The organism is Pseudonocardia halophobica, assembly GCF_027922425.1.
Classification (GTDB): Bacteria; Actinomycetota; Actinomycetes; order Mycobacteriales; family Pseudonocardiaceae; genus Pseudonocardia; species Pseudonocardia halophobica.
The window spans coordinates 26,391-44,195 of sequence record NZ_BSFQ01000048.1; the positions used below are offsets into that span (position 1 = coordinate 26,391).

Genomic DNA, 17,805 nt, shown 5'->3' on the forward strand with positions numbered 1-17,805 from the left:
GCTGCCCACGACGTCCGGCGCCGAGGACGGTGGACGGTTCCGGCATCCGGCACTGTTCTACCGGGGGCTGGACGAGTACCTCGCCGGCACGCTGTCGTTCATCGCGGAGGGCCTCCGCGCCGGTGAACCGGTGGCGGTGGCCGTGCCGGGTCCGAAGTTGGGACCGCTGCGGGCGGCCCTGGGCGAATCCGCCGGTCGGGTGCGGTTGATCGATATGACGCACGCAGGTCGCAACCCGGGCCGGATCCTGCCCGAGGTGCTGTTCGCCTTCGCCGACCACCATGTCGGTGCCGACCGGGTCCGGATCATCGGCGAGCCCATCTGGCCCGGTCGGAGCGAGGTCGAGTACCCGGCCTGTGTGCAACACGAAGCCTTGATCAACCAGGCCTTCGCCGGCCGGCCCGTCGACATCCTCTGCCCCTACGACGTGAACGGCCTCCCCGAGCGTGTCGTGGCCGACGCCGAACGGACGCACCCGACGGTGATCGGACCCGCCGGGCACCGCCCGAGCGGGCAGTACCAGCCGCATCACGTGCTCGCCGAGTACAACGAGGTCCTCCCCGAGCCGCCGCGCCGACCGTCCACCGTGCAGGTCGACATCCGAACGTTGTCGCAGGCGCGGGCGCTGGCCGTGGCGGAGGCACAGCGGGCCGGCCTGACCCCCGACCGGGTCGCGGACTTCAAGCTCGCGATCAACGAGCTGGTCACCAACAGCATCGAGCACGCGACCGGCGAATGTGCGCTGCGGGTGTGGATCGACGACGCCCACCTGGTCGGCGAGGTGCAGGACGCCGGCCGGATCGGCGATCCGCTCGTCGGCCGCCGCCCTGCCCGACCCGGACAGGTCGGTGGACGAGGCCTGCTGCTGGTGAACCACGTCACCGACCTCGTCCGCGTCCACGCCACGGGTCGCGGCACGGTCATCCGGATCCACTTCCGGCGGTAGATCCGAGCCGGGGAGGAGCTCCTCCGACCGGACCCGAGCCGGTGGGGATTCGCCCGGCCCGGCCACGTTCGTGGCGACGGCTGCGCCGGGCTGACCGAGGTGGTCGCGCTCCTGCCTGACGCGCCGACGAGTCTCCACTGCTTCGTCATGCAGTCGCGCTGCTCGTGCGTGCGCCTCCCGGGCGCGGGCGAGCGCATCGTCGGCCCGGGCCTGAGCCTGCGCTCCGGCTGTCGAGGTCGAACCGCGCCGACCGTGCTCGTGTGGCGACCGCAGCTCTCGAGCGGTGCCGCCGGCGGATCGCACGGTGGCGTCGGGCGTTGCCCGTACCTCTGGCGGTACTGGACGGAGAAGCGGCCGAGATGGGCGAAGCCCCATCGCGCGGCGACGGCCGCGACCGGGTCGCCCTCGGTGGGGTCCGCGGCCTGCAGGTCACGGTGGGCCCGGGCGAGCCGGACCCGACGCAGGTGGTCCAGCGGGCTGCCGTCCTCGTGCTCGCGGAACAGGTACTACAGCTCGCGCGGGCCGACCCGGGCGGCCGCGGCGACCCGGTCGCGGTCCAGGGTCAGCGGGGCGAGGTCGATCTCCTCGCTGGTCGCCCGCCACGGCTCGTGCGGCGGGACCAGGCATACGTCCCCGGCGACGGTGTGGAGCTCGCGTCCGGCGGTGCGGAACGACAAGCGGCCCGCGTGGACCTGCTCCACGCACAGCGACCTGTCCAGGTTTCCGAAGCGCAGGCCCACGCCGTGAAGGCACACGAGTGTGCGCTACGGGCGCACAAGCAGGCGGCGGAGCGCTATCGATGCGCCGCGGACTTGCACGCACGCCTGGCAGACGTCTTCGAGGCCCGCGGCGATCAGACACTGCCTCAGAGGTACCGCGAGGCCGCCGACGGCTGTCGGAGCGCCGGGTCGCGCGAGCGTCACGCCGTGAGCGATGGTTCTTCTGGCCCGGGATGCGCAGACCCGGACGTGTGAGGGCCCTGGTTCCCGAGAGGCCGACCCGACACGGATGATGACCGTCGCTCACCCACGGGGTGCTGGTCCGATCGGACGTGCAGGTCGGGCCAGTGCGGAAGGCCGTGCTCGGACGTCATGCGCGCACGCACCGCCCTGCTCTTCTCACGGGCCCGTGTCGCCGCGAGGCGCAGCGTCTTGGCCTCGTCGATCAGCAACTGGCCGCGGCGCCAGATGTCCCGCGCCGCCGCGATGACTTCATCGGTCTCGCGCGTCTCTGCCATGTCCTCTGCTTACCCCCCCGCGACCCCGGCAACCGGCCCGCGGCCCAACGGCCGCAGACCCCCTACCAGGTGCGGGACCGTGCCCACGGGTGCAGTGTGAGGACCTCCGCGTGGAGAGGAGCAGCATGGACGCCACCGGGTGGAAGAAGCTGATCGACGACGCACGCTGGCTTCGTCAGGACGCGATCGCCACGCAGGCCATGGCCATCGCGATCCGCTCCGAGGCACAGCGCATCCGCGAGCACAGCCCCGTCCCGGCGGCCATCGCCTCGATCGAGCTCGAACATTCGGCTGCAGCTCCCTGATCGAGCCGCCCACACCGACGGTCGTGCGGTTCACGCTTCGGCTGCACCCCGTCAGGATTCCTCCGCCGCGGTCCGATGTTCCTCGTCGCCCGCTTCACGAGCCAGCTCAGCCGACCGGCGATGCGTCTGAGCGTTGTCCGTCCGGCCGTACTCGTCGAGCACGTCGGCCACGTGTTCGTGCACCTCGGCGGATTCCTCGTGCTGCACGGCCGCCCGCTGGTGTGCCTCCGCAGCATGCTCGTGCGCCCGTTCGGCGCGGGCCTGGGCCTCGGCAGCGGCCTCGATCGGCGAGCCGTGGCCTTCTGTGCGCTGCTGCTCGATCTCGCCCCGCCGATCGCGCAGTTGCTCGATGCGCTCCTCGATCTGCTCCCGGCGGCGACGCGCCGCGGCCACCCGCTCGCCGGGACCGTTGGCGTGCTCGGCGTTGTCGGTCCGGTCGTCGGACGTCATCAGGTCAGGCAACGCCCTGTCATCCGGCTGCGCAACCTGGAGACAGCGGCCCGCGTGGCGTGGCGATGTCGAGAACGACGTCGATTGTGGGTGCGTGATCTTGCTGGCAGGCGTGATCAGGCCTGTGAGCTGGGGAGAAGCTCCTCCGACTGGACTCGAACCAGTAACCCTGCGATTTACTTCGACCACTTCTCGACGCTTGTGAAGACTGCTCACTACCAGCCATGAGCTGGGCGAACTGTCGACCACGTCAATCAGCGTTGCGCTTGAATTGCCAGGGTTTCCTGTGACTAAGATGTGACTCATGGGCCGCCCCGCCATGCCGCTGGGTACGTACTCCTCGATACGCACTTACGATCGAGGGGGCGTGTGGTGGGCCCGAACGCTGTTCAGAGACTGGGACGGCGTGACAAGGCAGGTGCAGAGGAACGGGCCGACGGAGAACGCCGCGAAACGCGCACTCACCGAGGCCTTGCGCGACCGCGTCCGCATCGACGGAGGCGCGGAGATCACTCCGGACTCTCGGGTCGACGCCCTCGCCGAGGCCTGGTGGTCGGAGATCAACGACGGCGCCAAGTCGCCGGGCACGCTCCGGGCGTACCGCGACCGCCTCGATCGCCAGGTGAAGCCCTCCCTCGGCAGCCTCCGCGTCCGTGAGCTCAGCACAGGCGTTGTCGACCGTCACCTCAAGGCCGTGCGCGAGCGGCACGGCGTCGCGGTGACGAAGCTCGTGCGGACGGTCCTCTCGGGGATGTGCACCCTAGCCTTGAGGCACGACGCACTCGAGCGAAACCCCGTCCGAGACGCCCCACGGATCTCCGGCACCCCGAAGAAGGACCCGGTCGCTCTCACCGCTGCGCAGGCACGGCAGCTCCGCGCCCTGCTCACCTACGACGAGGTGGCGGTACGACGCGACATCCCGGACCTCGTATCGGCGATGTTTGCCACGGGCCTGAGGATCGGCGAGATCTGCGCGCTGGACTGGGATGACGTTGATCTCGAGTCCGGCACCGTTCGGACGGGCGGGATGGTCGTTCGCGAACGAGGCAAGGGGCTGCGAGTCCGTCGTGACCCGTCATCGAAGGTAAAGGGCCGCCGACTCCGGTTGCCCACGTGGGCAGTTGAGATGCTGCGGCGGCGCAGACCCCATGACACGACCTCCGAGCCGCTGGTGTTCCCAGCCGCCAAAGGCGGGCTGCGCGACCCGTCCAATACCCAGGCCGACCTCAAAGAGGCGTTGATCGCGAGCGGCTACGAGTGGGTCACGAGCCATGTCTTCCGCAAGACGGTGGCGTCGATGATGGACGGAGCCGGTCTTTCGAGTCGCGCCGCGGCGGACCAGCTCGGCCATGCCAAGCCGTCGATGACCAGCGACCGGTACTACGGCCGGGCGATCCTTGACACGGGTGCGGCCGATGTCTTGGAGGACCTCGGATAGCCAGGCTGGACTCGACAACGCGTCGCCGCGGACCCTCGAATGGGGAGGTCAGGACGAGCAAGGCGCGGCTGCAGGCCCGGGGGCTCTCGGACCACGTCGAGCCCGTCCGCCTGCAGGAGCCGGCCGCCGGGCGTGGGTCGGGCATGCCAGATCCGCCTGCGGCATGATCATGACTCATGGCGGACGAAGAGCTCACCACCGATCAGCAGATCCGTGCAGCGATGTACGAGGTCGTTCGTGCGCAGATCACCGCAGACGGCGACCGTGACGCCAAGAAGTTGGCAGCGCGCCCAATCCTTGAACAATTCGAGCGAGAGCACGGCGCGGCAGGCCTGCTACGGCTGACCGAGCGACTGTTTGTCCAGACGATGGAGCTGCACGCTCGGGCAGCAGCAGCGGGAGTGCCCTGGCCTCCTCGCCGCGAGGGCGGCGCCGCGGCAACCCGGCACGACGGCGGCGTTGACTGAGGTCGAGAGGACACCGTACTCAGCGCCAAAAGGCCCGCCCGACGAGGCGCTCGTACCCCGCTCGCAGACGCTCGCCAGCTGAGCGCGTCCGCTTCCGCATGCGAAGAGCCGTGTCGTCCTGGCGCCACACGTCAAGTCCCTTGAACGTCCGGACGTCTACGCCTGGGCTCTGCGGGTCACCACCCTCCCGGTCGAGGACCTCGAACAGCTTGGCGGTCTCCGCCAGATCGGCCTCCGTCGCGGGCGACGTTCAAATCGACCCGGATGTCGACTGCGATGATGTCGGCGCCCTCTTGCACCAGCCGCAGCACGTGGACGTGTTCCGGGCCGCGGGCCCGCGCCGGTGATGAAAGCGATCTTGCCGTCGACTCGTCCCAAGGGGCATCTCTTCGATGTCTGTCCAGAATGAAGAGTTGTCCGAGCCGGTCCGCGACCGCCGCTCGGGTTCGGGTCGGCGGAACTCGAAACCGCAGTTGTCCGCGGCAGCGACATCGACACATCCGCGACGACGCGCGGGTGCCGACCGGCGCAGATTCCGTCGACCACGGACCGGGTGGTGGCTTCTCGTTCGTCTCCCATGGAGCCACCTCGTCATCGAGGAGCAAAGTCCTTGGCATCGTCGCCCGTGGTCTTCGTAACAGTTTGGTCTTGGACCTCCGTGATACCGACTGCGCGGATCGCGTGGTCGCCGACGCGGCGGCGCCAACGGATCGTTGACGCCGCCGGGCGCGGCTACCCCCGCTGCGAGAGGTCGAGGGCCACGTCGGTGATCATGTCCTCCTGGCCGCCGACCATCCTGCGGCGGCCGACCTCCACCAGGATCGCCCGCGTGTCCAGGCCGTACTGAGCTGCGGCACGCTCGGCGTGGCGCAGGAAGCTGGAGTACACCCCCGCGTAGCCAAGTGTCAGGGTCTCCCGGTCGACGCGGACCGGCCGGTCCTGCAACGGGCGCACGATGTCGTCCGCAGCGTCCTGCAGGGCGAACAGGTCGCAGCCGTGCTTCCAGCCGTAGATGTCCGCCACCGCCACGAACGCCTCGATGGGGCAGTTGCCCGCGCCGGCTCCGTGCCCGGCCAGGGAGGCGTCGACGCGGGTGACGCCCTCCTCGACCGCGATCACGGAGTTGGCGACCGACAGCGAGAGGTTCTCGTGCGCGTGGATGCCGATCTGCGTCGCCGGGCTCAGCACATCCCGGTACGCGCGGACCCGGTCCCGGACGTCCCGCATGGTGAGCCTGCCGCCCGAGTCGGTGACGTACACGCAGTGCGCCCCCGCCTTCTCCATGACCTGCGCCTGCGCCGCAAGATCCGCGGCCGGCGCCACGTGCGACATCATCAGGAAGCCCGAGACGTCCATACCGAGCTCGCGGGCCTTCTCGATGTGCTGCACGGCGATGTCGGCCTCGGTGGCGTGCGTCGCAACTCGCACCGACGCGACGCCGAAGTCGTAGGCCTTGGCCAACTCGGCGATCGTGCCGATGCCGGGCAGCAGCAGGGTGGTGAGCCGGGCGTGCTCGACCACCTCGGCCGCCGCGGAGATCCACTCCCAGTCGGTGTTGCTGCCGGGGCCGTAGGTCAGGCTCGCCCCGGCGAGGCCGTCGCCGTGCGCGACCTCGATCGCGTCGACCCCCGCCCGGTCCACGGCGGCCGCGATCGCCTTGACGTCCGCCGGCGACATCCGGTGCCGGACGGCGTGCATGCCGTCTCGCAGCGTGACGTCCTGAACGTATAGCACGGGCTGTTCGCTCACGAAGCCACCTTTACGCGCGACCGCGCGACCAACTGCTCCGCGGTGCGCAGCGCCGCCGAGGTCATGATGTCTAGGTTCCCGGCGTAGGACGGCAGATAGTGCGCCGCCCCCTCGACCTCGAGGAACACCGACACCCGCCACCGTGGCCGGGGGCCCTCCCCGATCAGGGTGCCCAGGGGCTCGTCGTCGGGAACCGGGTCGACCTGCACCTCCTGCTTGAGCCGGTAGCCGGGCACGTACCGCGACACCTCCTCGTGCATCGCCGCGACGCTCGCGCGGATCTCGTCGGGATCCCCGCCGGCGGCGAGGCACAGCACCGTGTCCCGCATGATCATCGGCGGCTCCGCGGGGTTCAGCACGATGATCGCCTTGCCCCGCCGCGCGCCGCCCACGACCTCGATCGCTCGGCTCGTGGTCTCGGTGAACTCGTCGATGTTGGCCCGGGTGCCGGGCCCCGCGGACCTCGACGCGATGGAGGCGACGATCTCCGCATACGGCACGTCGGTCACCCGCGAGACGGCGGCGACCATCGGGATCGTCGCCTGCCCGCCGCAGGTCACCATGTTGACGTTGCGCGCGTCGCGGTGCTGCTCGAGGTTCACCGCGGGCACCACGAACGGACCGATCGCGGCCGGCGTGAGGTCCACCAGGATCCGACCGTGCGGCTCCAGCAGCGCGGCGTTCGCAACGTGTGCCCGGGCGGACGTCGCGTCGAAGACGATGCCGATCTCGGAGAAGACCGGCAGCTCCAGCAGACCCGCCACGCCGTCGGCCGTGGTGGCGAAACCCATCCGACGGGCTCGGGCGAGGCCCTCGGACTCGGGGTCGATGCCGACCATCGCCCCCATCTCCAACGCCCCGGACAGCCGGACCACCTTCATCATCAGGTCCGACCCGATGTTGCCGGACCCAACGATCGCGACCTTCGTCCTCATCGCGGGAGCCCGACCGTCCGCACGACCGCCGGACCGGCGGCGGGGTCGACGACAGGCTTGACGGCGACCGACACGCTGCCGAGCGAGGAGAGCGTCGCGGTGTAGGACCCGCCCGCGCTGATCGAGACCATCGGCCCGAGCGCGCCCGAGAGAATCACCTCTCCGGCCCGCAGCGGCACGCCGAGCCCCCGGCAGGTCCGCGCGAGCCAGAGCACGGCCAGGACCGGGTCGCCGAGGCAGTCTGCGCCGGTGCCCCGGCTGAGCAGCTCACCGGCCCCGTCGCGCATCTCCATGCGTACCCCGGGCAGGTCGACCTCCGACAGCGGCGTGGGCCGCCCGCCGAGCACATACATCGCCCCCGACGCGTTGTCGGCCACGGTGTCGACGAACGTGATGTCCCAGCCGGCGATCCGCGAGTCGACGATCTCCAGCGCAGGGACCACGTGCCTCGTCGCCCGCCGGACCGTCTCCTCGTCGAGGTCGTCGTCGGCGAGGTCCGCCCCCAAAACGAACGCGATCTCCGCCTCGACCTTCGGCTGGAGCAGTCGGTCCGCCGGGGCCACCCCGCCGTCGGGGACCTCGGCGTCCGCGAACAGCACGCCGAAGTCCGGCTGGTCCACGCCGAGCTGGGTCTGCACGGCAACCGACGTCAGCCCGATCTTGCGGCCGACCACGCGCCGTCCCGCCTCCTCGGCGGCCCGGGTGAGAAGGGTCTGCACGGCGTAGCCGGTCGCGGCAGTGCTGTCCGGCAGCAGGCCCCGAACCGGGTCACAAGGGATCAGGGTGCGGGCCGCGTCCAGCAATCTCGTGGCGGCCGCCTCGACGCCGTGGTCCTGGCTCTGGCTCATGCATCCTCCCGGCTCCCCGGCGAGTGGGTTCGGGCCCGCCGGTCGGCCGAGTCTCATCATCCGAGGCCGACCCGGCCCAGTCCCCGTTCCGGTGGACGGGACGAGTGGGCGACTAACCATGGTCAGGTCAGCACGCCCCCGGTGCGCGCGGCGTGCACCGCGGCCGTCCGGTTGGACACCCCGAGCTTTCGCATGGCCGACCGCAAGTAGGCCTTCACGGTCAGCGGGCTCAACCCGAGGTCGTCCGCGACCTGCTGGTTGCTACGGCCCACTGCGACCCGGCGGAGCACGTCGACCTCGCGGGGCGCGAGGACCGCCGTGCCGGGGTCCGCGGGTGCGGGGGGTTCCTCGACCAGGCATCGGTGTATGCCCTCCAGACGGCCGCGGAGCACCGGGTCCCGGACCTCCGCGGCAGCGCGGGCGAGCTCGCGCAACGCCTCGGCCGGGGTCCAGGGCCGCCGATGGTGGGTCGCGGGTGCGGCCCCGAGGACGAGGGCCAGCTCGTTGCTGACCCGGCGGGCCCCGTCGAGCGCCCGGTCCCCGAGCGGACACCCGTCGCGCGCCGCGCCGTAGAGGACTGCGCGGATGCGCCCATCCACGACCACAGGGTGGGCGAAGGTGGAGGTCAACCGCTCGCGCACGACGCGTTCGGCGAACTCGTGGGTAATGGTGCCGTCGGTGATGTAGTCGTCGACCGAGCAGGGCGCTCTGGCGGCGAGGACCGCGCCGCCCAGCCCGCGACCGGGACGGACCCGCGCCCCGTTGAGGGCGTCGTCGAGCGAGCCCAGGGTGCGGTCGAGCACGAGCAGCTCGCCGCCGGAACCGTGGCGCACGATCCCGCCCGCCACCAGGGGCACGCCGGTCTCGGCACGCAGCCGGTTTAGTGCCCCGTCCAACACGACGAGATCCCCCCGTGAGGGGTCAGAGTCCCGCATCGTCTCGCACCTCCCGTGGGCCGGTCGGCACGGCCCGCGCCGGGACTCGCCGGACGACGCCCAGGCGCCGACGCCCGTATCAGGGCTCCAGTCTCGCGGACGACGACGTTCGACGGCCAGGCCCGGCGCCTCCTTTCGACGGTAGTTCTCAGCCCATGTAGGCACCGCCGTCCACCACGAGGGTCTGCCCGGTGACGAAGCCGTCACCGCCCGCGGCCAGGAAGACGACCGGCCGGATGAGGTCCGCGGGGATTTCGTCGCGGGCGAGGGGGCGCTTGGCCGCCGCGTAGGGCCGCAGGGCGGCGTGCTCGTCGTTGGCGAGCATCCCGTCGCTGGCGACCAACCCCGGCGCGACGGCATTGACGCGGATCCCGTCTGCCCCCAGCTCGCGCGCCGCAGCCCTGGTCAACGCGATCACAGCCCCCTTCGAGGCGACGTAGTGCGCCAGGTCGGCCAGCCCGCCAGCGACGGACGTCGAGGCGATGGTGACGATGCTGCCGCTGCCCGCGCGGCGCATGCCCGGCACCACGGCCCGAAGGCAGGCGAACACACCGCGGACGTTAACGGCCTGGACCCGGTCCCACTCCTCGTCGGTGATCTCGGTGATCGGCGTGTGCGCCAGCCCGGTGAACAGCCCGGCGTTGGCGACCAGGACGTTCACCTCCCCCAGCTCCGCCGCCGACTCGGCGACGAACCGCTCGACCGCGGCGCCGTCGGTGACGTCCACGATCCCGCCCCGGGCCTTCACCCTGCCGCGAGCAGCCGGTCGACGGTGTCGGTCGGGTCGACCACATCGCAGACGGCGATCGCGGCGCCCGCCGCGCCGAGCCCGTCGCACAGCGCGGCGCCGATGCCCTCGGCGCCCCCGGTCACCAGCGCGACCGGCCCGTCAGCTCGCCGCTCACGCCGCCACCAGCCGCACCGGGAGGGACCCGAGGCCCCGCATCACGTTGTTCAGCCGCCAGACCGGGTCGCCGACGAGCTCGATCCGCTCGACGCGGCGGGCCAGCTCGGCCACCATCACCTCACCCTGCAGCCGGGCTGCGATCTGCCCCAGGCACGAGTGCACTCCGGAGCCGAAGCCGAGGTGCCCCGCCGGGCGGCGGTGGACGTCGAAGCGGTCGGGGTCCTTCCAGCGCGCGGGATCGCGGTTGGCCGACCCGAAGAACACCAGCACCCTGGCCCCTGGGGGCAGCTCCGCGTCGCCGATCCTGGCGGGCCGAGTGCAGCTGCGCGCCATGACCTGGACCGGGGTCAGCATCCGGACGGTCTCCTCGAAGGCGAGCCGGGCGAGGGCGGGGTCGGCCCGCAGCGCGGCCCATTGCGTCGGGTCGGCGGCGAGGTGGAAGAGGGCCCCCGACAGGGCGCTGACCGTGGTGTCGATGCCCGCGGTGAGGAAGTTGCGCACGAGCATCCCGGCCTCGTGCTCGGTGATCGTGCCCTCGTCGGCGAAACCGTAGATCGTCGCGCCGTAGCCGACGGACGCCAGGTTCTCCCGCAGCATGCACCGCGCCACCCAGGCCCGGGCTTCGGCGGCCCGCTCCAGCGCGGCGCCGAACAGCTCGTTCGGCGGGCCGAAGCCGTTGAACACAAGTTCGCCCATCGGCAGCAGCAGCTCGCGGCCCTCGACGGGCAGGCCGATGGCGTCGGGCAGCACCTGCAGCGGGAACACCTCGGCCAGGTCGCGCACCGCGTCGACAGTTCCGCGGGCCAGCAGTCCATCCACCAGTGCACGCGCCCGCTGCTCGGCGCCCTCGCGCAGCCTGCGGACCGACGGCGCGGCGAGGATCGGGGTGAACACCTTGCGGAACCGCGCGTGGTCCGGGGGGTCCTGCTCGAGCAGCAGACCCGGCGCGCGGAAGTAGCCGGGCTCGCGGGGGTCCTGCAGGCCCACCCCGGCCGCGCTGCTGAACGTCTGCCAGTCCTTCAGGACGGCTGCCACCTCGGTGTGACGGGCCACAGCGTAGTGCCGGCAGCTCGGCAGGTACACGACCGGCCCCGCCTCCCGCAGCCGCGCGTACATCGGATAGGGGTCACGGAGGTTCTCGGGGTCGAAAGGGTCGTCGTCGAGGACCGGGACCTCGACGGGCCGGGCGATCTCAGTCGGCATCGCTGGTCACCTCCGGAGAGAAGGGGCGAGAAACCTGGAGGAAAATGGATGCGGAGTAGGCGCCGAGTCAAGGTAAGCACCTCCTTTCGGTCGTAGTTGGAGGGGCGTTCCGAACTTTTCCGGACAACTCTTGACACCGGTTGAAAAGTTGGGTCACGGTACTCTCGGCTGACTCCGGTCCGCCTCCGCCGCCATCGCACCTCATCGTGGAGGTCGTTCGACATGGGCATTCTCGGGACCGCGGGCAAGAACCTCACGGCCGCCGCGACCTGTAGGACACTGGCTCTGATCTGATGGTTCGCGCCGGATTACTCGACAAGGCACGTCCGAGTCTTCACCTTCGACCCGCTGCCGCGCCCACCGAGCAGTACCGCTTCCACCGCGGCTACCTGCTATGCGCGACGGCCAGGTTGCACGGCCTGGTCGAGTCCGAGCTGCGCGCCCACCGTATGGGCCCCGCCGGCGTGACGCAGTAGTGGTCCGGCGAGATGCCGAGGGCGGTACGTCGCCGTGCAGGGCGGGGCGGTGTCGTCGATGCCGGAGACCTGGTACTCCTTCGCCGACATCTTCCACACGTTGCATCGGTGGAGCGACCAGGAGGGCCGGGTCGGGCACGGCTCGATGAGGGAGGGCTACAACCTCGACCAGGTCTGCGGCATGCGCAGAACGGCGCGGCGTCGGTCACATCTCCCGCGGGAACCAGTGCTGCCTGCCGCTCTCGAGCGAGGACCGCACAGAGGAGGCGATGGCCGCCGCCGTCTGCCGCAGCATCGACTCGGCCCCCTTGGGCAGCGGCGCGTTCGTGCGGTACGACGCCGACACCGCCGCGACGGCGTACTCGTTCACCACGATCGGCGCCCCGATGCACGCGAGACCGGGCTGCGCCTCCTCGTACTCGTGGGCAAGACCGCTCGTCCGCACCTCAGTGAGCTCGGCGAAAAGCTCGTCGGCGTCTCGGATCGAGCTCGGCGTCAACCGCGGCAGCGGACACGGCAGCAGGTCCGGCAGGTCCTCGGGCGCCTCGTGGGCGAGCAGTGCCTTGCCCACCGCGGTGCAGCTGGCGGGCAGCCGCGCGCCGATCCCCGAGAGCACCGAAGCCGAGTGCTCGCTGGGCAGTTTTTCCAGGTAGACGACCTCGAAGCCGCGGAGCACCGCGAAGTGTACGGTCTGCCCGGTGAAGCGGTGCAGGGCGGCTAGGTACGGCACCGCGCGGTCCCGCATGCCCACCGCGGGCGGCATTGAGCCGAGCCGGAACATAGTCAGCCCGATCTTGTAGCCGGAGCGGTGCTGCTCGATCGCCCCCAGCTCGACCAGCCGGGCCAGCAGTCGGTGCACCGTAGACTTCGGCAGGCCGGACGCGCTGGTCAGCTCGTTGAGCGTCATCACCCGCTCCTGGGCATTGAACGCGTTCAACAGGTCGAAGGCCTTGGAAAGGATGGACGGCGGCGGCCCCTCACGTCCCATCGACCGCTCCATCGCGTCCGCCTCGCCTACGCCGACCACCTTGCCCGGTGGCCGCCGGCGGGGGGGACCACCCGTTCCAGCCACTGGAACGACGGTGAGCCTACGCGGAGCGACGAAGTCCGAGGAACATCTCGGCATTGGCGGCGAGCGCGGCCAGGTCCGTGCCGGCGGGCAGCGCGTTTCCGCTAGAGCGCCGCACCGCGCATACCGACTCGGCCAGCTGGTCCGGGAAGAACGGCAGGTCGCTGCCGATCACCAGCCGGTCGGCACCGAAGCGGTGCACAAGCAGGCGCAGGTGCTCGTCGTCGAACACGAGGGTGTCCACGAAGAGCCGGCTGGCAGCGGCGTCCCACCGCTGCACCGCGCCCGGGTCCGCGCCGCGCGAGGCCGCGACCCGCAGCCGCGGATAGGCCCAGGCGAACGCCCCACCCCCGTGCGCCAGTGCGACTCGGAGCCCGGGATGTCTCTCCAGCACACCCCCGAAGATCAGCCCGGTCGCGGCGATGGCAGTGTCGGTGAGCATCCCTAGGCCGAGGTCGTAGGGCTGACCGGTACGGCGCACCACTCCGCGGCCACCGTCCAACGGGTGCACGAACACAGCCAGGTCGGCGTCCTCGCACGCCGCCCACAGCGGCTCCAGCTCCGGGTCGTCGAGCTCCAGCGCGCCGATCCTGGTGCCGACCTCGAGACCGCGCAGCCCCAACCGCAGGCAGCGGTACAGCTCGGCCAGCGCCACGCCGGGCTCCGCCGTGGGCAGGCAGCCCAGCCCGTACAGCCGACCGCCCGCCTCCGCGCAGACGTCGGCGATGCCGTCGTTCGTCCAGGCCGCATAGGCTGCGGGCGCGGCGGGCTCCGCGGCGTACTCCATCGCCACCGGCACCGGGGAGACGACCTGGTGCGACACCCCGGCGCGATCCATTTCGGCCAGCCGGGGCGCGGTGCGCCACAAGGTGTCGGTGACCACCCGGAACACCTCGCCGTCCCGCAGTATTCGTCCGCGCCCGTCGCCGTCGTCGACCAGCGCCGGCGCCCCCGCACCCGTGCCCGGGCAGGCCCCGAGGGAGAAGTGGTGGGCGTGGACGTCGACCGCGGTGGGTTCAGACAACGACCGACACCGTCCCGTCCGCGTCGACCTCGACCGGGTACGAGGTCAGCGGCACACTCGCCGGGAAGCACAGCGGCGCGCCGGTGCGGATGTCGAAGCGGGCCAGGTGCAGGGGGCAGGTGACCTCGGTGCCCTCGAGGTCGCCGTCCTCGCCCAGCGACCACTCCTCATGGGTGCAGGTGTCGCTGGTGGCGTGGAACTCGCCGTCCTCCGTGCGGAAGACGGCGATCGGCTCCACCCCCTCGAACTTCACGGTGCGGGCGGTGCCCGGCTCGAAGTCGGCCTTCGGGCCAACAGGATGTGCGGTCACGGCGTCCCTCCCCCGTCGGTGCCGGGCGCCCACGGCCAGTACTTGGCCGTCGCGCCCCCGTCGACGGTGATGTTGCTTCCTGTGATCATGGCGGCGTCGTCGGAGGCCAGGAAGACGACCGCGGGCACGTAGTCCGCAGCAGTCGGCAGCCTGCCCGAGGGGTGCAGGCCCCGGAAGTCCATCCGGAACCCCTGAGCCGCGGGTGCAGGCCCCGGCGGGGGCGGCCCCTCCCTGAGCGTGGCGGTCGGGGTGAACCCGTTGACCCGGATCCTGTGCGCGGCCAGCTCCATCGCCACGGAGCGGGTGAAGTTGATCAGGCCGCTCTTGGCCGTGCAGTACCCGATGTTGCCGGGCTGCCCCTGCCACGCCGCAGTGGACAGGATGTTGACGATGCTGCCCGGTGCCTCGCGGGCGATCAGGTCTCGCGCCACCGCCCGCGTGAACAGGAATGCGCCGGACAGGATGATGTCGGTCTGCCTGCGGAACTCCTCGATCGGCATCTCCAGCAGGCCCTTGTGGTTGAACTGGACCGCGTTGTTGACCAGTACGTCCACCCCGCCCCAGCGCTCGGCGGTGCGGGCGACGACGTCCTCGGCATGCGCCGGGTCGGTGACGTCCCCCGCCACCGCGATGGCCTCCCCGCCGTTCGCGACGATCTTCGCCGCACAGGCCTCCGCGGTATCGGGGTCGATGTCGGTGCAGGTCACCTGGGCGCCCTCGGCCGCGAGTCCGAGGGCGATGGCTCCCCCGATGTTCGGGCTGGTCCCGGTGACGACCGCGGTCCGTCCCTCGAGTCGGTTCACAGGACGATGCTCACCTTTCCGTGCGGGCGCAGGGCGTCGAGGTCGACGACGGCCTTGCGCTCGGCGAACCGGAACATCGCCCCCTCACGCACGACGACGTGGCGGTACTCCCCCACGTAGGTGTCCATGACCCCGGATCGCATCCGGAAGACGGCGAAGTTCGCCCGGACCAGTAGCCGGTCCCCGTCCGTGGACCGGCCCCGGACGTTCGTGACCAGCCGCCGGGTCCGCGAGTGCGGGTACTCGGCGTGGGCGGAGCGGGTCAGAAGCGAGTTGACCCGCTGCTCCAGCAGGAACCGGTCGTCCTGGATGAGGAACAGGTCCTGCTCGGGGTCGCCCTCGGGCAGGTCGGTGGCGGGCACCAGGTACCGCCCGTCGGGGGTGAACAGGTCGAGCCACTCGTGCAGCTGCCAGCGGTCGAGCAGGTCCGCCTCCTCGGTCAGGAAACGCTCAAGTGCGCGCAGCGTCGCGTCGTCCACGGTGGACCAGCCGACGGCGGAGTGTGGCGTCGGCACGGCCGTGGGGTGGGCCAGGGTCATATCGGTCGCCTTCTGCTCAGCCCGCGGTGGCGGGCGCGCTCGTCGTGGTGTCGGCCGGGTCCCGCCGGGTACCCGCCCACACGCCGTCGAGGGGCGCGTGTTCCTCGGGCGGCAGCTCTTCGCCGGTCACGATCACGTTCCAGCGCCGCCACCAGGTGCGCATCTGGAACTCGTCGGACCCGGTCGGACGCTCCTTGTTCATGCCCCGCGAGATGTCCGAGTAGCGCAGCTCCCCCCGGCTCGCGAACGAGCGCTGGCACGTCTCCAGCGCCTCGACGTCGTCCGGGGAGGCGAGCCCGCCCGGGCCCCAGAAGGTGAGGAAGTTGTCCAGCCGCTGCCGGTGGAGCTCCGGCCCCTCGTCCGGTGGTGCCAGGTGCCAGGCGGAGACCTCCATGTAGTCCGGCGACACCGGGTCGATCTTGCGGATGACCACGCCCATGACGAGGTCGATCACCACCAGGTTGGGGAAGATCACGAGGTTGCGGGTGCCGCGCATGCGGTCCACCCACGCCTCTCCGTAGGTCTCGGCGAAGCCGCGGAAGCGCTTCTCGCGCTCGGCCTGCCCAGCGGGGGTCAGGGGCCTGCCGAAGATGCCGCCGGTGACCGGCGAGCCCGCGGTGACGGCGTGTCCGTTGCCCAGGTCGATCCCCCGCGACTGGACGAGGGTGTTCGTGCTGCCCGCCCCGGTGGCGCGGGCGCGCACCGCGTCGCCCTCGCTGCCCGAGCGTGCCGCGATCGCCATCTCAAAGTACCGCTGGTGCGTGGTGACGGCGTGATAGCCGTCGAAGCTGTTCTCCACCAACAGCTTCCAGTTCGCCTTCGCGGAGTACTCGTGAGTCCCCGCCAGGACCCGCATGCCCTCGTTCGACTGGTCACAGACCAGGTCGAGGTAGTCCGCGGCGCCCGCGAGGTAGGTCCGCAGGTCGGGTGCCTCCGGGTCGAAGGTGGCGAACACGAAGCCGCGGTAGGAGTCGACCTGCGCCGGCGCGGCGAGGCCCGGGCGGTCGAAGTCGGGGCCGTAGGACTCGTCGTCGGGCAGCGAGACGAGCTTGCCCGCGTTGCTGAAGCTCCACCCGTGGTAGAAGCAGGTCATGAACCGGGCGTTGCCGCTCGGTTCCCGGCACAGTGTGGCGCCGCGGTGCGGGCAGGAGTTCACCCAGACCCGGATCACGCCCTTGCTGTCCCGGAAGAAGATCACCGGTCGGCCGCCGACTGTCCGCGTGCGGAAGTCGTTGGGCTTGGCGAGCTCGGTCTCGTGACCGACGTACAGCCAGCACCGGTCGAAGATCAGCTCCTTCTCGCGGGCGAACACGTCGGGATCGACCATCACGGCGCGGTCGACCCGGAACTTCGGCATCTCTCGGTCGTCGACGATGTACTGCGACATCTCCGTCAGCTCCTCGTGCTGAGGTCGTGGCGCCGGTCCCAAGCCAGGGCCAGCGGGGTGGCGCGCGGGCTGACCAGCAGGTCGAACCATTCGACGGTGCGCTGCCAGGTGTCGAACCAGGCCGCGTGCCCGGCCGTCTCGCCGGAGCGGGCGACGAAGCCGTGGCCGACCTCCGGCTCGACCACGACCCGGACCAGCTCGGACGCGCGGCGGCCCGCGGCGTCGAGCGCGGCCACCTGCGCCGCGGTCAGGCCGAGGGTCCGGCCCCCGAGGACGACGAGCGTGGGGACCGCCACCGCGGCCAGGGCGGTGGGCTCGAGGTCGTCGGGGGCGAGCAGGACGACCCCGCCGACCTCGCCCTGCCCGGCCAGGGCGAGCGCGGCGCCCGCGCTCGCCCCGATCCCGACGACCCCCGTCTGCTCCGGGCCCCACCCGGCCGCGGCCAGCCGCCGCCGGGCCGCGGGCAGGGCGACTCCCACCCCCTCGTGGGGCACCGCCAGGGTGCAGTAGCCGCGCTCCACCACCAGGTTTAGCCGCTCGGCCGTCTCACCACGGGCGGCGGCGCGCTCCTGCAGCAGCACCACCGCACCCCGGGCGCTCGCCCCCAGCTCGAGTGCTGCCACCGCGACCCCGTCCAGGTCGAGCGTTTCCGGTTCGACTCGGGGCATCGCCTCGTGGCCCATCGGTCCTCCGTAAGGTTGTTGATGTTCGGGACGAGGTGTTCCGGACGCCCGCGACGGCAGGGTGTGGCTGATCGGTTCTTGTCGTTGGTGGCTT

The 17,805-nt window shown here is 71.4% G+C and carries 20 protein-coding genes and 1 pseudogene; 4 read left to right on the top strand and 17 right to left on the bottom strand.

Annotation, left to right across the window (positions count from 1 at the left end):
* Nucleotide 1: 1 nt before the first annotated feature.
* The gene (locus PKE99_RS33310; RefSeq protein WP_037052924.1) at nucleotides 2-946 is read left to right on the top strand and encodes an anti-sigma factor RsbA family regulatory protein; all 945 of its coding nucleotides are present in this window, start codon (nucleotides 2-4) and stop codon (nucleotides 944-946) included.
* Nucleotides 947-1,266: 320 nt separating this feature from the next.
* Here PKE99_RS33310 and PKE99_RS33315 read toward each other — a convergent pair.
* Nucleotides 1,267-1,449, bottom strand: a pseudogene (locus tag PKE99_RS33315) (helix-turn-helix domain-containing protein); the annotation flags it as partial.
* A gap of 3 nt (nucleotides 1,450-1,452) precedes the next feature.
* Entirely contained in the window at nucleotides 1,453-1,686 is a 234-nt protein-coding gene (locus PKE99_RS33320) for an AraC family ligand binding domain-containing protein (protein WP_197040862.1), read from the bottom strand.
* A 622-nt stretch (nucleotides 1,687-2,308) separates the two neighbouring features.
* Here PKE99_RS33320 and PKE99_RS33325 point away from each other — a divergent pair.
* Entirely contained in the window at nucleotides 2,309-2,488 is a 180-nt protein-coding gene (locus PKE99_RS33325; protein ID WP_156068054.1) for a hypothetical protein, read from the top strand.
* A 51-nt stretch (nucleotides 2,489-2,539) separates the two neighbouring features.
* On the opposite strand, the gene PKE99_RS33330 is transcribed toward PKE99_RS33325, so the two are convergent.
* Nucleotides 2,540-2,938, bottom strand: a complete 399-nt coding sequence (locus PKE99_RS33330; protein ID WP_037052827.1) for a hypothetical protein — start codon at nucleotides 2,936-2,938, stop codon at nucleotides 2,540-2,542.
* Nucleotides 2,939-3,242: 304 nt separating this feature from the next.
* Between PKE99_RS33330 and PKE99_RS33335 the strand changes: the two genes are divergently transcribed.
* Nucleotides 3,243-4,376 carry a site-specific integrase gene (locus PKE99_RS33335; protein ID WP_037052828.1) on the top strand — a complete coding sequence of 378 codons (1,134 nt, stop codon included), beginning with the start codon at nucleotides 3,243-3,245 and terminating at the stop codon, nucleotides 4,374-4,376.
* 176 nt (nucleotides 4,377-4,552) lie between these two features.
* Nucleotides 4,553-4,843: a hypothetical protein gene (locus PKE99_RS33340; protein WP_037052830.1), complete on the top strand. Its 291-nt coding sequence runs from the start codon at nucleotides 4,553-4,555 to the stop codon at nucleotides 4,841-4,843.
* Nucleotides 4,844-5,575: 732 nt separating this feature from the next.
* Here PKE99_RS33340 and dmpG read toward each other — a convergent pair.
* The 14 genes from dmpG to PKE99_RS33410 all read right to left on the bottom strand — a co-directional run bounded on the left by dmpG (nucleotide 5,576) and on the right by PKE99_RS33410 (nucleotide 17,711).
* Nucleotides 5,576-6,592, bottom strand: a complete 1,017-nt coding sequence (gene dmpG / locus PKE99_RS33345; RefSeq protein ID WP_037052832.1) for a 4-hydroxy-2-oxovalerate aldolase — start codon at nucleotides 6,590-6,592, stop codon at nucleotides 5,576-5,578.
* A complete protein-coding gene (locus PKE99_RS33350) occupies nucleotides 6,589-7,527 on the bottom strand; it encodes an acetaldehyde dehydrogenase (acetylating) (RefSeq protein ID WP_037052834.1) in 939 nt (312 codons plus the stop codon). The genes dmpG and PKE99_RS33350 overlap by 4 nt, the downstream gene beginning before the upstream one ends.
* Complete coding sequence (locus tag PKE99_RS33355; protein ID WP_063739881.1) at nucleotides 7,524-8,375, bottom strand: 2-keto-4-pentenoate hydratase; 852 nt, start codon at nucleotides 8,373-8,375, stop codon at nucleotides 7,524-7,526. The genes PKE99_RS33350 and PKE99_RS33355 overlap by 4 nt, the downstream gene beginning before the upstream one ends.
* Before the next feature lie 122 nt (nucleotides 8,376-8,497).
* The gene (locus PKE99_RS33360; RefSeq protein ID WP_197040863.1) at nucleotides 8,498-9,274 is read right to left on the bottom strand and encodes a LuxR C-terminal-related transcriptional regulator; all 777 of its coding nucleotides are present in this window, start codon (nucleotides 9,272-9,274) and stop codon (nucleotides 8,498-8,500) included.
* Between the two features lie 184 nt (nucleotides 9,275-9,458).
* A complete protein-coding gene (locus tag PKE99_RS33365; RefSeq protein ID WP_051738211.1) occupies nucleotides 9,459-10,058 on the bottom strand; it encodes an SDR family NAD(P)-dependent oxidoreductase in 600 nt (199 codons plus the stop codon).
* Complete coding sequence (locus PKE99_RS33370; RefSeq protein ID WP_197040865.1) at nucleotides 10,055-10,183, bottom strand: hypothetical protein; 129 nt, start codon at nucleotides 10,181-10,183, stop codon at nucleotides 10,055-10,057. Before PKE99_RS33370 ends, PKE99_RS33365 begins: the two co-directional genes overlap by 4 nt.
* Nucleotides 10,184-10,211: 28 nt before the next feature.
* The gene (locus PKE99_RS33375; RefSeq protein ID WP_037052838.1) at nucleotides 10,212-11,420 is read right to left on the bottom strand and encodes a cytochrome P450; all 1,209 of its coding nucleotides are present in this window, start codon (nucleotides 11,418-11,420) and stop codon (nucleotides 10,212-10,214) included.
* Nucleotides 11,421-12,101: 681 nt separating this feature from the next.
* The gene (locus PKE99_RS33380) at nucleotides 12,102-12,884 is read right to left on the bottom strand and encodes an IclR family transcriptional regulator (RefSeq protein ID WP_037052926.1); all 783 of its coding nucleotides are present in this window, start codon (nucleotides 12,882-12,884) and stop codon (nucleotides 12,102-12,104) included.
* A gap of 100 nt (nucleotides 12,885-12,984) precedes the next feature.
* Nucleotides 12,985-13,989: an amidohydrolase family protein gene (locus tag PKE99_RS33385; RefSeq protein ID WP_037052840.1), complete on the bottom strand. Its 1,005-nt coding sequence runs from the start codon at nucleotides 13,987-13,989 to the stop codon at nucleotides 12,985-12,987.
* Nucleotides 13,982-14,299 carry a Rieske (2Fe-2S) protein gene (locus PKE99_RS33390; protein ID WP_037052927.1) on the bottom strand — a complete coding sequence of 106 codons (318 nt, stop codon included), beginning with the start codon at nucleotides 14,297-14,299 and terminating at the stop codon, nucleotides 13,982-13,984. The genes PKE99_RS33385 and PKE99_RS33390 overlap by 8 nt, the downstream gene beginning before the upstream one ends.
* Nucleotides 14,296-15,102 carry an SDR family NAD(P)-dependent oxidoreductase gene (locus PKE99_RS33395; protein ID WP_037052842.1) on the bottom strand — a complete coding sequence of 269 codons (807 nt, stop codon included), beginning with the start codon at nucleotides 15,100-15,102 and terminating at the stop codon, nucleotides 14,296-14,298. The genes PKE99_RS33390 and PKE99_RS33395 overlap by 4 nt, the downstream gene beginning before the upstream one ends.
* The gene (locus PKE99_RS33400) at nucleotides 15,099-15,641 is read right to left on the bottom strand and encodes an aromatic-ring-hydroxylating dioxygenase subunit beta (RefSeq protein ID WP_081924690.1); all 543 of its coding nucleotides are present in this window, start codon (nucleotides 15,639-15,641) and stop codon (nucleotides 15,099-15,101) included. The genes PKE99_RS33395 and PKE99_RS33400 overlap by 4 nt, the downstream gene beginning before the upstream one ends.
* Nucleotides 15,642-15,657: 16 nt before the next feature.
* Complete coding sequence (locus PKE99_RS33405) at nucleotides 15,658-17,028, bottom strand: aromatic ring-hydroxylating oxygenase subunit alpha (RefSeq protein WP_051738212.1); 1,371 nt, start codon at nucleotides 17,026-17,028, stop codon at nucleotides 15,658-15,660.
* 5 nt (nucleotides 17,029-17,033) lie between these two features.
* Nucleotides 17,034-17,711: a dienelactone hydrolase family protein gene (locus PKE99_RS33410; protein ID WP_037052844.1), complete on the bottom strand. Its 678-nt coding sequence runs from the start codon at nucleotides 17,709-17,711 to the stop codon at nucleotides 17,034-17,036.
* Nucleotides 17,712-17,805 lie beyond the last annotated feature (94 nt).

Excerpts from the sequence above, each read along its gene's own strand:
- PKE99_RS33325 (WP_156068054.1), top strand. The coding sequence starts at position 2,309 with ATGGACGCCACCGGGTGGAAGAAGCTGATCGACGACGCACGCTGGCTT.
- PKE99_RS33330 (WP_037052827.1), bottom strand. The coding sequence starts at position 2,938 with ATGACGTCCGACGACCGGACCGACAACGCCGAGCACGCCAACGGTCCC.
- PKE99_RS33335 (WP_037052828.1), top strand. The coding sequence starts at position 3,243 with ATGGGCCGCCCCGCCATGCCGCTGGGTACGTACTCCTCGATACGCACT.
- PKE99_RS33340 (WP_037052830.1), top strand. The coding sequence starts at position 4,553 with ATGGCGGACGAAGAGCTCACCACCGATCAGCAGATCCGTGCAGCGATG.
- PKE99_RS33350 (WP_037052834.1), bottom strand. The coding sequence starts at position 7,527 with ATGAGGACGAAGGTCGCGATCGTTGGGTCCGGCAACATCGGGTCGGAC.
- PKE99_RS33355 (WP_063739881.1), bottom strand. The coding sequence starts at position 8,375 with ATGAGCCAGAGCCAGGACCACGGCGTCGAGGCGGCCGCCACGAGATTG.
- PKE99_RS33375 (WP_037052838.1), bottom strand. The coding sequence starts at position 11,420 with ATGCCGACTGAGATCGCCCGGCCCGTCGAGGTCCCGGTCCTCGACGAC.
- PKE99_RS33380 (WP_037052926.1), bottom strand. The coding sequence starts at position 12,884 with ATGGGACGTGAGGGGCCGCCGCCGTCCATCCTTTCCAAGGCCTTCGAC.
- PKE99_RS33400 (WP_081924690.1), bottom strand. The coding sequence starts at position 15,641 with ATGACCCTGGCCCACCCCACGGCCGTGCCGACGCCACACTCCGCCGTC.
- PKE99_RS33405 (WP_051738212.1), bottom strand. The coding sequence starts at position 17,028 with ATGTCGCAGTACATCGTCGACGACCGAGAGATGCCGAAGTTCCGGGTC.
- PKE99_RS33410 (WP_037052844.1), bottom strand. The coding sequence starts at position 17,711 with ATGGGCCACGAGGCGATGCCCCGAGTCGAACCGGAAACGCTCGACCTG.